The 13,045-nt window shown below is 69.6% G+C and carries 13 protein-coding genes; all 13 read left to right on the top strand.

Annotation, left to right across the window (positions count from 1 at the left end; translation table 11 throughout):
* Positions 1 to 200: 200 nt before the first annotated feature.
* Positions 201 to 1,940, top strand: coding sequence for a hypothetical protein (locus tag E1300_RS51355; RefSeq protein WP_131756085.1), 1,740 nt, complete (start codon positions 201 to 203; stop codon positions 1,938 to 1,940).
* A 2,542-nt stretch (positions 1,941 to 4,482) separates the two neighbouring features.
* A complete protein-coding gene (gene rpsL, locus E1300_RS07135) occupies positions 4,483 to 4,857 on the top strand; it encodes a 30S ribosomal protein S12 (RefSeq protein WP_030176166.1) in 375 nt (124 codons plus the stop codon).
* Complete coding sequence (gene rpsG, locus E1300_RS07130) at positions 4,857 to 5,327, top strand: 30S ribosomal protein S7 (RefSeq protein ID WP_021597494.1); 471 nt, start codon at positions 4,857 to 4,859, stop codon at positions 5,325 to 5,327. The genes rpsL and rpsG overlap by 1 nt, the downstream gene beginning before the upstream one ends.
* A gap of 40 nt (positions 5,328 to 5,367) precedes the next feature.
* A complete protein-coding gene (gene fusA, locus E1300_RS07125) occupies positions 5,368 to 7,479 on the top strand; it encodes an elongation factor G (protein WP_131756084.1) in 2,112 nt (703 codons plus the stop codon).
* Positions 7,480 to 7,561: 82 nt separating this feature from the next.
* Positions 7,562 to 8,755, top strand: coding sequence for an elongation factor Tu (gene tuf / locus E1300_RS07120; RefSeq protein ID WP_131756083.1), 1,194 nt, complete (start codon positions 7,562 to 7,564; stop codon positions 8,753 to 8,755).
* 110 nt (positions 8,756 to 8,865) lie between these two features.
* Positions 8,866 to 9,174, top strand: coding sequence for a 30S ribosomal protein S10 (gene rpsJ, locus E1300_RS07115; RefSeq protein ID WP_018657599.1), 309 nt, complete (start codon positions 8,866 to 8,868; stop codon positions 9,172 to 9,174).
* A 15-nt stretch (positions 9,175 to 9,189) separates the two neighbouring features.
* A complete protein-coding gene (gene rplC, locus E1300_RS07110; protein ID WP_131756082.1) occupies positions 9,190 to 9,840 on the top strand; it encodes a 50S ribosomal protein L3 in 651 nt (216 codons plus the stop codon).
* The gene (rplD, locus tag E1300_RS07105) at positions 9,837 to 10,439 is read left to right on the top strand and encodes a 50S ribosomal protein L4 (protein ID WP_131756081.1); all 603 of its coding nucleotides are present in this window, start codon (positions 9,837 to 9,839) and stop codon (positions 10,437 to 10,439) included. The genes rplC and rplD overlap by 4 nt, the downstream gene beginning before the upstream one ends.
* Positions 10,440 to 10,450: 11 nt before the next feature.
* Entirely contained in the window at positions 10,451 to 10,750 is a 300-nt protein-coding gene (rplW, locus tag E1300_RS07100; RefSeq protein WP_067454668.1) for a 50S ribosomal protein L23, read from the top strand.
* Between the two features lie 45 nt (positions 10,751 to 10,795).
* On the top strand, positions 10,796 to 11,629 hold the full coding sequence (rplB, locus tag E1300_RS07095) for a 50S ribosomal protein L2 (RefSeq protein WP_131756080.1): 834 nt from the start codon (positions 10,796 to 10,798) through the stop codon (positions 11,627 to 11,629).
* A 12-nt stretch (positions 11,630 to 11,641) separates the two neighbouring features.
* Positions 11,642 to 11,923, top strand: a complete 282-nt coding sequence (gene rpsS / locus E1300_RS07090; protein ID WP_030176138.1) for a 30S ribosomal protein S19 — start codon at positions 11,642 to 11,644, stop codon at positions 11,921 to 11,923.
* 31 nt (positions 11,924 to 11,954) lie between these two features.
* Complete coding sequence (gene rplV / locus E1300_RS07085; protein ID WP_131756079.1) at positions 11,955 to 12,332, top strand: 50S ribosomal protein L22; 378 nt, start codon at positions 11,955 to 11,957, stop codon at positions 12,330 to 12,332.
* The coding region (rpsC, locus tag E1300_RS07080; RefSeq protein ID WP_131756078.1) for a 30S ribosomal protein S3 at positions 12,332 to 13,045 on the top strand (714 nt) is incomplete at its 3' end. The genes rplV and rpsC, both read left to right, overlap by 1 nt.

Below are 13,045 nucleotides of genomic sequence, written 5' to 3'. Positions count from 1 at the left end.
GGCGTTCGACGTCTACAAGGGTGGTGATTTGCGATACCACCGGCTATCGGGGCAGGCTGGGGACGAGAACGCCCACGCATGGCGAGACCGCCACGCGGGGACATCGGTGACAAGGTTCGGAGGCCGCGTTACGCGCCGCGCGTCTCCGGGCTGCCGGGTGCTGGGGAGCCCCGGGACGACGGCGCTGAAGGAGCCCGACGATGACCGAGAATGACGGCACGCAGGGACCGCAGTGGCCGTTGCCGGACGACGAGGGGCGTGAGAAGCCCCAGGAGGAGCAGCCTCCCGCCCGTCCGATGGGGGACCGCACCGTGGTCTTCGGTGCTCCGCAGCTCGGCGGGACGGCGGGCGCGCAGCCCCCGGCCCCGCAGCAGCCGGGCCAGCCGCAGCAGCCCGGCCAGCCGGGGCAGCAGTATGGGCAGCAGCCCCCGCAGGAGCCCCAGGAGCGGCCCGCGCCGCCTCCCGCGCCCCCGACGATGGTGGAGCAGCCCGTCCAGCAGCCGTACGGTGAGCAGCCGCCGGCGCCTCCGCAGCAGCCTTTCGGCGTGCCGCCGGAGCAGCTCTACGAGCCGCCCGCGCAGCAGGCGCCCTACGGCGCGCCGCCCGGGCCCGGCGGGTTCACGCCGCCGCACGAGCAGCAGCGGTACGGCCAGCCGCAGTACGGGCAGCAGCAGTACGGCCAGCCCGGCGAGCAGCAGCAGTACGGCCAGCAGCCCCCGCAGGGCTACGGATCACCCGAGCAGCAGCCCGGCGGACAGCAGCAGGGATTCGGCCCGTCCGAGCAGCAGCCGGGGTACGGGCAGCAGGAGCAGCAGCAGTTCGGGCAGCAGCCCCAGCAGTCGGGCTACCCGCAGCAGCCCATGCACGGCGCGCCGCAGGAGCAGTTCGGACCGCCGCCGTTCGGCGCCCAGGGCGCCTTCCCGCCGCCCTCCGAGCCGCGGACGCCCGAGGGCGGAGCGCCCGCCGACCAGACGCCGCCGCAGCCCGAGCAGCCGCAGGACGTCACCGGCGACCGGACGCTGATCGTCCCCGGACCCGGCGCGGGCACGCCCCAGCAGGAGACGCCGCAGCGGCCCCCGATCGACGACCAGGCGACGCTGCACTGGTCGCCGGGCACCGACATCCCGGTCGCGACCGGGCCCGAGCGCAAGCACGAGGCCCCCGCCGAGCCGTGGCAGGCGCCGACACCGCCGTCCACGCCCGAGCCGTGGTCGTCGCAGGAGCCCGGCCAGCAGGGCGGCGGCCAGGCCGACCACGAGCGCACCATGATGGTGCCGCCGCCCGAGTCCGGCTTCGGCCCGCCCGCCGCGCCCGCCGCGGACGAGCCCCAGCCCTTCGGCGCCCCGTCGGGCGGCCCGTCCGGAGGCGGCGCCGCCGAGGACAACCAGTCGACGCAGGCGTTCGACCCGTCCACGCAGGGCCGTCCGGGCGAGTCGTCCGGGATGGCCGAGCACACCCGGCTCGACATCGGCCAGCAGCAGTGGGGCCAGCAGGGCGCCCAGCAGCAGGGCGGCCAGCAGTTCGGCCAGCCCGAGCAGCAGTACGGCCAGCAGAACTACGGGCAGCAGCAGTACGGCCAGCCCGGCGAGCAGCAGCAATACGGCCAGCAGGGCCAGTTCGGCCAGCAGGGTCAGCAGCAGGGCTACGGCCAGCAGCAGTACGGCCAGCAGGAACAGCAGGGCGCCCAGCAGTACGGCCAGTCTGAGCAGCAGGGCGGCCAGCAGTTCGGCCAGCCCGGCGACCAGCAGCAGTACGGCCAGCACGGCCAGTTCGGTCAGCAGCAGGGCCAGTTCGGCCAGCCGGGACAGTACGGCCAGCCCACGCAGTACGGGGGCGGCGCCGAGAAGGCCAAGGGCGGCAAGAACACGACCCTGCTCATCATCGGCGCCGTCGCGATCGTGGTGATCCTCGTCGTCCTGGTCCTAGCCTTCGTGATCTAGCCCCAACACAAACCCGACCGAACGCGCTCCACTCAAAACACCAGCCGGTCGGCTCAAGTGACGCCCACCAACGTCACACGAGCCGGCCGGACGCAGTTCACCCCCTCAGCAGCGCGAACCCCGCGCACGATGCTCTACGCGTGATTCGCCGCCGGTAATTCGACGAACGTGCTTCGGCACCCGTGATTCCACGCGCGTAGCTCGGCGGACCGTCCGGCGCACATGGCTCGACAGACGTGCCCCACGCGCGGTGCAGCCCCGCGCCCCGGCGCACGTCATTCCGGCGGACGCCATCAGCCGTGTGGCTCAACAGGCGCAATCCCACGCGCGCGGTGCAGCCAGCACGGCCCGGCGAACGTCGTCCGGCGGACATAATCCGGTGCGCGTACCTCCGCGGGCGTGATCCGCCGCGCGTGGCTCCGCGAGGTGGCCCAAGGCGCGGTGCAGCCAGGGCGGCCTGGCGGGCGTCCTCCGGCGGGCATCGTCTGGCGCGTCGTCCCAAGGCATACGGCGGTATGCGCGGCGGGCGGGCGCTTGCGCGTGGTGCGGCAGGCATCGTCCGGTGCTGTGGTTCGGTGGGCGTGGCTCTATAGGCGCGACCCCAGGCGCGCGGTGCAGTCAGCGTGGCCCGGTGAGCGTCTTCCGGCGGGCCTCGTCCGGGGCGGATGGCTCCGCGGGCGTGATCCCACGCGCGATGCAGCCAGCGCGGCCAGGCGGGCGTCGACCGGCGGAGATCGTCCGCCGCGCGTGGCTTCACGTTGGGTGATCCAAGGCGCGCGGTGCAGCCAGCGTGACCTGGCGGACGTCCTCCGCCGCGCATTGTCCGGCGCGCGGGGCTTCACGGACGTGACCCAACGCACGCGGTGCAGCCAGCGCGGCCGGGCGGGCGTCGTCCGACGGCCATAACCCGGTACGCGTACCTCCGCGGGCGTGATCCGCCGCGCGTGGCTTCGCGGGGGTGGCCCAAGGCGTGAGGTTCAGCCAGCGTGGCCCGGTGCGCTTCCTACGGCGGACATCGTCCGCCTGCGTAGCTTCACGGGCGTGCTTCCAGGCGCGCAGTGCAGCAAGCGTGGTTTGGCGGGCGTCCTCCGGCGGACATCGTCTGGCGCGCGTAGTCCCGCGGCTTGCGACGGTGTGCTGCGGTGGGTGTGCGCCAGCGCCTGGCGCGGCAGGCGTCGTCCGGCGGGTCTCGTTCGTTGCGCGTGGCTTTACGGGGGTGGCTCAACGCGCGGGGTGCAGCCGGCGTGGCCCGGCGGGCGTCGTCCGGTGGACATCGTCAGGTGTGGTGGCTGCGCGGGGGTGATCTCACGCCCGCGGCGCAGCCAGCGTGGCTCGGCGATCTTCCTCCGGCGGCCATCGTCCGCCGCGCGTGGCTTCGCGGGCGTGATTCCATGCGCGTGGGTGCGACCAGGGCGGCCTGGCGGGCGTCCTCCGGCGGGCATCGTTCAGCGCGCGTCGTCCCAAGGCATACGGCGGTGTGGGCGGCGGGCGGGCGCTCGCGCGTGGTGCGGCAGGCATCGTCCGGTGCCGTGGTTCGGTGGGCGTGGCTCTATAGGCGCGACCCCAGGTGCGCGGTGCAGTCAGCGTGGCCCGGTGAGCGTCTTCCGGCGGGCTTCGTTTGGCGCGCGTAGTTTCCCGGCGCGCGGCGGCTTGCTGCGGTGGGCGGGCGCTCGCGCGTGGTGTAGCAGGGACCGTCCGGCGCTGTGGTCGGGCGCGTGTGGTGCGGCACCTGGCTAGACGTACGGCGGAGGTGCTTCAGTGTGCGTGAGCCAACGTGGGTCGTTTCGATGGCGTGGGTTCACCAGGGTGCGCGGCGACCGGTCCTATCTAACGCGCGTGGTCTGCGGCGTGTGGGGGCGGTGGCTTGGTGCGTGCGGTGTGCGTGGCTTCGCGGGCGTGGGGCGGCGTGCCTGGGGTGGTGGTGTGGTGGGCTTCGCCCGGGGCCTGGTTCGGCGGACGTGGCTTTGGGCGTGTGGTTCGGCGGCGTGCTGTGGTGGGGATGGTGGTTTGCGGGTGTGGTTGGGGACGCGGTGTGGGGTGGGGTTAGTGGGAGGCAAAGAGTCGGTGACGGCTTTCCCTGACGAGGCGGGTGTGGGGCAGGATGTTGGGCCGGGTTCTATCCGGTGCGGTGGGAACAAGGCGCGGGGTTTCGGTGTTGTGTGCTACAGGGAAAGTGGTTCCCGAGGGCCTCGCGGGCTTGCGCCGGAGGGGCCTCGCACGGTAGTGCGCTGCTCGCTTTGCACTTTGGCGTAGGGGTCGGTAACCTCTTCACTTGTGCCCGCTCTGTGCGGGCCGCTATGCGTGCGCGCGGTGAGGTCCGCAGGGACAGGCCGGCGCCGCATCTACTCCCCGGCTTGATCTGGCCCTGTAGGGGCCGGGCGGTCTGTGTGGCGGTTCCGAACGGCGCGATGCTCCGTGAGGTCACGACACGCCCGACCGCGTGGGTCGGAGAGGTCGGGAAACCGGCAGGTCACAGCCTCGCCTGAGGTGGTGATTGCAGCAATAAGACTTACCGGCTCGGTACGAGGAAGACGGAGACGCGGTGCCCACGATCCAGCAGCTGGTCCGGAAGGGCCGCCAGGACAAGGTGACCAAGAACAAGACGCCCGCGCTGAAGGAGAGCCCCCAGCGCCGGGGGGTCTGCACGCGCGTCTACACGACGACGCCCAAGAAGCCGAACTCCGCGCTTCGCAAGGTCGCCCGTGTCCGGCTGACCAGCGGGATCGAGGTCACGGCCTACATCCCCGGTGTCGGGCACAACCTGCAGGAGCACTCGATCGTGCTCGTGCGCGGCGGCCGTGTGAAGGACCTCCCGGGCGTTCGGTACAAGATCATCCGCGGTTCGCTCGACACGCAGGGCGTGCGCAACCGCAAGCAGGCGCGTAGCAAGTACGGCGCGAAGAAGGAGAAGAGCTGATGCCGCGCAAGGGCCCCGCTGGCAAGCGCCAGCTGATCGCTGACCCGGTGTACAACTCGCCGCTGGTCACCGCGCTCATCAACAAGATTCTCCTGGACGGCAAGCGTTCGATCGCGCAGAGCATCGTGTACGACGCTCTGGAGGGCGCTCGCGAGAAGACCGGCAACGACCCGGTCGTCACGCTGAAGCGCGCGCTCGACAACGTCAAGCCCACCCTGGAGGTCCGCAGCCGCCGTGTCGGTGGCGCGACCTACCAGGTCCCGGTCGAGGTGCGGCCCGCGCGCAGCACCACGCTCGCCCTCCGCTGGCTGGTGGTGTACGCCCGGCAGCGTCGCGAGAAGACCATGACCGAGCGCCTCATGAACGAGCTGCTCGACGCCAGCAACGGCCTCGGCGCGTCTGTCAAGAAGCGCGAGGACACGCACAAGATGGCGGAGTCCAACAAGGCCTTCGCCCACTACCGCTGGTAATCCCGGCGGAAACGCAACGACGAGACGACGCGAGGACACAGTGGCTACCAAAACCGGTGTAGACCTGGCCAAGGTCCGCAACATCGGGATCATGGCCCATATCGACGCGGGCAAGACCACGACGACCGAGCGGATCCTGTACTACACGGGCATCAGCTACAAGATCGGCGAGGTCCACGACGGCGCCGCCACGATGGACTGGATGGAGCAGGAGCAGGAGCGGGGGATCACCATCACCTCCGCGGCCACCACCTGCGAGTGGCCCGTCGACGACGTCAAGCACACGATCAACATCATCGACACCCCGGGTCACGTCGACTTCACCGTCGAGGTGGAGCGCAACCTGCGGGTGCTCGACGGTGCCGTCGCGGTGTTCGACGGTGTCGCCGGCGTCGAGCCCCAGTCCGAGACCGTGTGGCGCCAGGCCGACCGCTACGGCGTGCCCCGCATGTGCTTCGTCAACAAGCTCGACCGGGTCGGCGCCGAGTTCCACCGCTGCGTCGACATGATCGAGAACCGCCTCAACGCGGTCCCGCTCGTGCTCCAGCTGCCGATCGGCGCCGAGGCGGACTTCAAGGGCGTCGTCGACCTCGTGACGATGAAGGCGCTCCTCTGGAACGAGGAGGCCAAGCTCGGCGAGATGTACGACACCGTCGACATCCCCGAGACGCACGTCGAGTCGGCGCGCGAGTGGCACGACAAGCTCGTCGAGACCCTCGCGGAGAACGACGACGAGATCATGGAGCTGTACCTGGAGGGCGACGAGCCCACCGTGGAGCAGCTCTACGCCGGCATCCGCCGCGCGACGGTCGCCGCGAAGCTGACCCCGGTCACCTGCGGGACGGCCTTCAAGAACAAGGGCGTGCAGCCGCTGCTGGACGCGATCGTCCGCTACCTGCCCTCCCCGCTCGACGTGGACGCCATCGAGGGCCACGCCGTGCGCGACGAGGAGAAGGTGCTCACCCGCAAGCCGAGCGAGGAGGAGCCGTTCTCGGCCCTCGCGTTCAAGATCATGAGCGACCCGCACCTGGGCAAGCTCACGTTCGTGCGGGTGTACTCGGGCGTGCTGGAGTCCGGTGCGAACGTCATGAACTCCGTCAAGGAGCGCAAGGAGCGCATCGGCAAGATCTACCGGATGCACGCCAACAAGCGCACCGAGATCGAGCGCGCGGGCGCGGGCGACATCGTCGCGGTGATGGGCCTCAAGCAGACCACCACCGGTGAGACGCTCTGCGACGACAAGGACCCCATCGTCCTGGAGTCGATGAACTTCCCGGCGCCGGTCATCCACGTGGCGATCGAGCCGAAGACCAAGGCCGACCAGCAGAAGCTGGGCACCGCGATCCAGCGGCTGGCCGAGGAGGACCCGTCCTTCCAGGTCCGCACGGACGAGGAGACCGGCCAGACGGTCATCTCCGGCATGGGCGAGCTCCACCTGGAGATCCTCGTCGACCGGATGAAGCGCGAGTTCAAGGTCGACGCGAACGTGGGCCGGCCGCAGGTCGCCTACCGCGAGACGATCACCCGCAAGGTCGAGAAGGTCGAGTACACCCACAAGAAGCAGACGGGTGGCTCCGGCCAGTTCGGCCGCGTGATCATCGACCTGGAGCCGCTCGGCGGCGGGTCCGACGGGTACGAGTTCGAGAACAAGGTCACCGGTGGCCGCATCCCGCGGGAGTACATCCCGTCGGTGGACGCGGGCTGCCAGGAGGCCGCCGAGTTCGGAGTCCTCGCCGGCTACCCGATGGTGGGCGTCAAGGTCACTCTGCAGGACGGCGCCTACCACGAGGTCGACTCGTCGGAGATGGCGTTCAAGGTCGCCGGTTCCATGGCGTTCAAGGAGGCCGCCCGCAAGGCGTCCCCCACGCTGCTGGAGCCGATGATGGCGGTCGAGGTCACCACGCCCGAGGAGAACATGGGCGACGTGATCGGCGACCTCAACAGCCGCCGCGGCCAGGTCCAGTCCATGGACGAGCGGAACGGGATGCGGGTCATCAAGTCCACCGTGCCCCTGTCCGAGATGTTCGGCTACGTGGGTGATCTGCGCAGCAAGACCCAGGGCCGGGCTGTCTTCACCATGCAGTTCGACTCCTACGCCGAGGTTCCCGGGAACGTCGCGCAGGAGATCATCGCCAAGGCGCGGGGCGAGTAGCACCCGGCCTGCCCACAGATCACACCAGACGTACATCGAAGCGGTCGTCTAGACGGCCGAGGATCGCAACAAGGAGCAACCAGTGGCGAAGGCCAAGTTCGAGCGGACCAAGCCGCACGTGAACATCGGCACCATTGGGCACATCGACCACGGTAAGACCACCCTTACCGCGGCGATCACCAAGGTGCTGCACGACGCGCACCCGGACATCAACCCCTTCACGCCGTTCGAGGACATCGACAAGGCGCCGGAGGAGCGCGAGCGCGGTATCACGATCTCCATCGCGCACGTCGAGTACCAGACCGAGTCGCGTCACTACGCTCACGTCGACTGCCCGGGTCACGCCGACTACATCAAGAACATGATCACCGGTGCGGCCCAGATGGACGGGGCGATCCTGGTCGTGGCCGCCACCGACGGCCCGATGCCGCAGACCAAGGAGCACGTGCTCCTGGCCCGCCAGGTCGGCGTCCCCTACATCGTCGTCGCGCTGAACAAGTGCGACATGGTGGACGACGAGGAGATCCTGGAGCTCGTCGAGCTCGAGGTCCGCGAGCTGCTGTCGGAGTACGAGTTCCCGGGCGACGACGTCCCGGTCGTGCGCGTCTCCGCGTACCAGGCCCTCCAGGGCGACGAGAAGTGGGGCGAGTCCATTCTCGAGCTCATGAAGGCCGTCGACGAGAACGTGCCGGAGCCGGTGCGCGACACCGAGAAGCCGTTCCTGATGCCGATCGAGGACGTCTTCTCGATCACCGGTCGCGGCACCGTCGTCACCGGCCGCATCGAGCGCGGTGTCGTCAACGTGAACGAGACCGTCGACATCATCGGCATCAAGCCGGAGTCGACCTCGACCACCGTCACCGGTGTCGAGATGTTCCGCAAGCTGCTCGACCAGGGCCAGGCGGGCGACAACGTCGGCCTGCTCCTGCGCGGCATCAAGCGCGAGGACGTCGAGCGCGGGCAGTGTGTCATCAAGCCGGGCACCAACACCCCGCACACCGAGTTCGAGGCTCAGGTCTACATCCTGTCCAAGGACGAGGGCGGCCGCCACACGCCGTTCTTCAACAACTACCGTCCGCAGTTCTACTTCCGGACCACGGACGTCACCGGCGTGGTGAACCTCCCCGAGGGCACCGAGATGGTCATGCCGGGCGACAACACCGAGATGCGCGTCGAGCTGATCCAGCCCGTCGCCATGGAGGAGGGCCTGAAGTTCGCCATCCGCGAGGGTGGCCGGACCGTGGGCGCCGGTCGCGTCACCAAGATCATCAAGTAGGACCCTCGTCACGCGGCGGCCCGGCCGCTGGCACCAGCAGGCAGCCGGGCCGCCGCGTCACGACCAGTGAAGTAAACAGCGGCACTACAGCAAAGGACACCGAGGCCACCATGGCGGGACAGAAGATCCGCATCCGGCTCAAGGCCTACGACCACGAGGTCATCGACACCTCCGCGAAGAAGATCGTTGAGACGGTGACGCGGACGGGCGCCAAGGTCGCGGGCCCGGTGCCGCTGCCGACCGAGAAGAACGTGTACTGCGTCATCCGCTCGCCGCACAAGTACAAGGACAGCCGCGAGCACTTCGAGATGCGCACGCACAAGCGGTTGATCGACATCATCGACCCGACGCCCAAGACGGTCGACTCGCTGATGCGGCTCGACCTTCCGGCCGGCGTTGACATCGAGATCAAGCTCTAAGGGACGCACCGAGAGATGAGTACGCAGAGGAAGGGCGTCCTGGGCGAGAAGCTCGGCATGACCCAGGTCTTCGACGATGAGGGCCGGATCGTTCCGGTGACCGTCGTCCAGGCCGGGCCGTGTGTCGTCACGCAGCTCCGCACCCAGGAGAAGGACGGCTACACCGCCGTCCAGCTCGGGTACGGGCAGATCGACCCGCGCAAGGTGAACAAGCCGCGCACGGGCCACTTCGAGAAGGCCGGCGTCACGCCGCGCCGCTACCTCGTCGAACTGCGCTCCGACGACACCACCGAGTTCGAACTCGGCCAGGAGATCACCGCCAGCGTCTTCGAGGCCGGCCAGAAGATCGACGTGACCGGCACGAGCAAGGGCAAGGGCACCGCCGGTGTCATGAAGCGCCACGGCTTCAAGGGCCTCGGCGCCTCGCACGGCACCCAGCGCAAGCACCGCTCGCCGGGCTCGATCGGCGGCTGCGCGACCCCGGGTCGCGTCTTCAAGGGCCTCCGCATGGCGGGACGGCACGGCAACGCCCGTACCACCGTGCAGAACCTGACCGTCCACGCCGTGGACGCCGACAAGAACCTGCTGCTCATCAAGGGCGCGGTTCCCGGTCCCAACGGCGGCGTGGTCCTGGTCCGCGACGCAGTGAAGGGGACGGGCAAGTGACTGCCAAGCTCGACATCGACCTGCCCGCCGAGGTCTTCGACGCGAAGACCAGCGTGCCGCTGATCCACCAGGTCGTGGTGGCGCAGCTGGCCGCGGCGCGCCAGGGCACGCACGCCACCAAGACCCGGGGCGACGTCTCCGGCGGCGGCAAGAAGCCGTACCGGCAGAAGGGTACCGGCCGCGCCCGCCAGGGCTCGACCCGCGCGCCCCAGTTCGCCGGCGGTGGCACCGTGCACGGCCCGCAGCCGCGGGACTACTCGCAGAAGACGCCCAAGAAGATGAAGGCCGCCGCGCTGCGCGGCGCCCTGTCCGACCGCGCCCGCTACGGCCGGGTGCACGTGGTCGACAGCCTCATCGAGGGCGACACCCCGAAGACGAAGACGGCGCTGACGAACCTGCGCGGCATCACCGAGGCGAAGCGCGTGCTCCTGGTCCTGGACCGCGAGGACGAGCTGACCTGGAAGAGCCTGCGCAACGAGCCGAGCGTGCACGTGATCGTCTCTGACCAGCTCAACACCTACGACGTGCTGGTGAACGACGACGTCGTCTTCACGCAGAAGGCGTACGACGAGTTCATCTCGCGCGCGGCGAAGAAGTAAGGAGGGTCGCCATGAACAAGATCGCCGACCCCCGCGACGTCATCATCGCGCCGGTCGTCTCGGAGAAGAGCTACGGGCTCCTGGACGAGAACAAGTACACGTTCGTGGTCCGCCCGGACGCCAACAAGACGCAGATCAAGCAGGCCGTGGAGGCCGTGTTCGGCGTCAAGGTGACGAGCGTGAACACGCTCAACCGGCAGGGCAAGCGGAAGCGCACCCGGTTCGGCTACGGCAAGCGCAAGGACACCAAGCGCGCCATCGTCAGCCTCGCCGAGGGCGAGCGGATCGACATCTTCGGCGGCCCGGCCTAACCAGCCGGCCGTCCCGGAGATACAGACAAGGGATGAACGAAAAAGATGGGCATCCGTAATTACAAGCCGACGACTCCGGGTCGTCGCGGCTCCAGCGTGGCCGACTTCGTCGAGGTCACGCGCCGCGAGCCGGAGAAGTCGCTGCTGCGTCCGCTCCCCAAGAAGGGCGGCCGCAACAACCACGGCCGCATCACGACCCGGCACCAGGGCGGCGGGCACAAGCGCGCGTACCGCCTGATCGACTTCCGCCGGCACGACAAGGACGGCGTCCCCGCCAAGGTCGCGCACATCGAGTACGACCCGAACCGCACCGCGCGGATCGCTCTGCTCCACTACGTGGACGGCGAGAAGCGCTACATCCTCGCCCCGCGCGGCCTGCGCCAGGGCGACCGGGTGGAGAACGGGCCGGGCGCCGACATCAAGCCGGGCAACTGCCTGCCGCTGCGCAACATCCCGACGGGTACCGTCGTGCACGCCATCGAGCTGAAGCCCGGCGGCGGCGCCAAGATCGCCCGCAGTGCGGGCGCGGGCGTCCAGCTGCTGGCCAAGGAGGGCAAGTACGCCACGCTGCGCATGCCCTCGGGCGAGATGCGCATGGTGGACGTGCGCTGCCGCGCGACGGTCGGCGAGGTCGGGAACGCCGAGCAGTCGAACATCAACTGGGGCAAGGCCGGCCGCATGCGGTGGAAGGGCAAGCGCCCGACCGTCCGCGGCGTGGCCATGAACCCGATCGACCACCCGCACGGTGGTGGTGAGGGCAAGACCTCCGGTGGCCGGCACCCGGTGAACCCGAACGGTAAGAAGGAAGGCCGCACTCGCCAGGCGAACAAGTCGAGCGACCGGCTGATCGTCCGTCGTCGCAGCAAGAAGAAGCGGTAGGAGTCGCTCGTCATGCCACGTAGCCTTAAGAAGGGCCCCTTCGTGGACGACCACCTCATCAAGAAGGTGGACGCCCAGAACGAGAAGGGCACCAAGAACGTCATCAAGACGTGGTCGCGGCGCTCCATGATCGTGCCGGACATGATCGGTCACACGATCGCCGTGCACGACGGCCGCAAGCACGTCCCGGTGTTCATCACCGACGCCATGGTGGGGCACAAGCTCGGCGAGTTCGCGCCGACGCGCACGTTCCGCAGCCATGTCAAGGAAGACCGCCGCAGCCGTCGCGGCTGAGCAGTCCGCACGTAGGAGAGAGGGAACAGCGATGGAAGCCAGGGCCCAGGCGCGGTTCATCCGCGTCACGCCCAGGAAGGCCCGCCGCGTGGTGGACCTCATCCGCGGCCTGCCCGCCGCGGAGGCTCAGGCGGTGCTGCGGTTCGCCCCCCAGGCTGCTAGTGAGCCGGTGGGCAAGGTGCTGGCGAGTGCCATCGCCAACGCCGAGCACAATTTCAAGCTCGACTCGGACACGCTCGTCGTAAGCCGTGCGTGGGTGGACGAGGGGCCGACGCTGAAGCGTTTCCGTCCCCGCGCCCAGGGCCGGGCTTACCGCATCAACAAGCGCACGAGCCACATCACCGTGGTCGTGGAGTCGCGCGATGAGGCTTCGGCGACTGGCGGTAAGAAGACGAGGAGGGCCCGGTAGTGGGTCAGAAGATCAACCCGCACGGGTTCCGGCTCGGCATCACCACCGACCACAAGAGCGTGTGGTTCGCCGACAAGCTCTACAAGGACTACGTCAAGGAAGACGTCCAGATCCGGCGCATGCTGCAGAAGGGCATGGACCGGGCGGGCATCTCCAAGGTGGAGATCGAGCGGACCCGTGACCGCGTCGAGGTCAACATCCACACCGCCCGGCCGGGCATCGTCATCGGCCGCCGCGGCGCGGAGGCCGAGCGCCTCCGGGGCGACCTGGAGAAGCTGACCGGCAAGCAGGTGCGGCTGAACATCCTCGAGGTCAAGAACCCCGAGATCGACGCGCAGCTCGTCGCGCAGGGCGTGGCCGAGCAGCTGTCGAGCCGCGTCGCGTTCCGCCGGGCCATGCGCAAGGCGATCCAGTCCGCGATGAAGTCGGGCGCCAAGGGCATCAAGGTGCAGTGCGGCGGCCGTCTCGGCGGCGCCGAGATGTCGCGGTCGGAGTTCTACCGCGAGGGCCAGGTCCCGCTGCACACGCTCCGCGCCGACATCGACTACGGCTTCTACGAGGCCCGGACGACGTTCGGCCGCATCGGCGTCAAGGTGTGGATCTACAAGGGCGAGGCCGCGCAGACCCGCGCCGAGCGCGAGCAGCAGGCCGCGCAGCAGCGCGCCGCGGGCGGCGGCGGCAACCGTGAGCGCCGCGGCGGCGACCGCCGGGGC

The organism is Actinomadura fibrosa (genome assembly GCF_900659615.1).
Classification (GTDB): domain Bacteria; phylum Actinomycetota; class Actinomycetes; order Streptosporangiales; family Streptosporangiaceae; genus Spirillospora; species Spirillospora fibrosa.
Note: the sequence above shows the minus strand (reverse complement) of the source record. Positions and strands in the feature narration are given on the sequence as shown.

Excerpts from the sequence above, each read along its gene's own strand:
- rplC (WP_131756082.1), top strand. The coding sequence starts at position 9,190 with ATGAGTACGCAGAGGAAGGGCGTCCTGGGCGAGAAGCTCGGCATGACC.
- rpsJ (WP_018657599.1), top strand. The coding sequence starts at position 8,866 with ATGGCGGGACAGAAGATCCGCATCCGGCTCAAGGCCTACGACCACGAG.
- rplB (WP_131756080.1), top strand. The coding sequence starts at position 10,796 with ATGGGCATCCGTAATTACAAGCCGACGACTCCGGGTCGTCGCGGCTCC.
- rplV (WP_131756079.1), top strand. The coding sequence starts at position 11,955 with ATGGAAGCCAGGGCCCAGGCGCGGTTCATCCGCGTCACGCCCAGGAAG.
- rpsS (WP_030176138.1), top strand. The coding sequence starts at position 11,642 with ATGCCACGTAGCCTTAAGAAGGGCCCCTTCGTGGACGACCACCTCATC.
- E1300_RS51355 (WP_131756085.1), top strand. The coding sequence starts at position 201 with ATGACCGAGAATGACGGCACGCAGGGACCGCAGTGGCCGTTGCCGGAC.
- rpsG (WP_021597494.1), top strand. The coding sequence starts at position 4,857 with ATGCCGCGCAAGGGCCCCGCTGGCAAGCGCCAGCTGATCGCTGACCCG.
- rplW (WP_067454668.1), top strand. The coding sequence starts at position 10,451 with ATGAACAAGATCGCCGACCCCCGCGACGTCATCATCGCGCCGGTCGTC.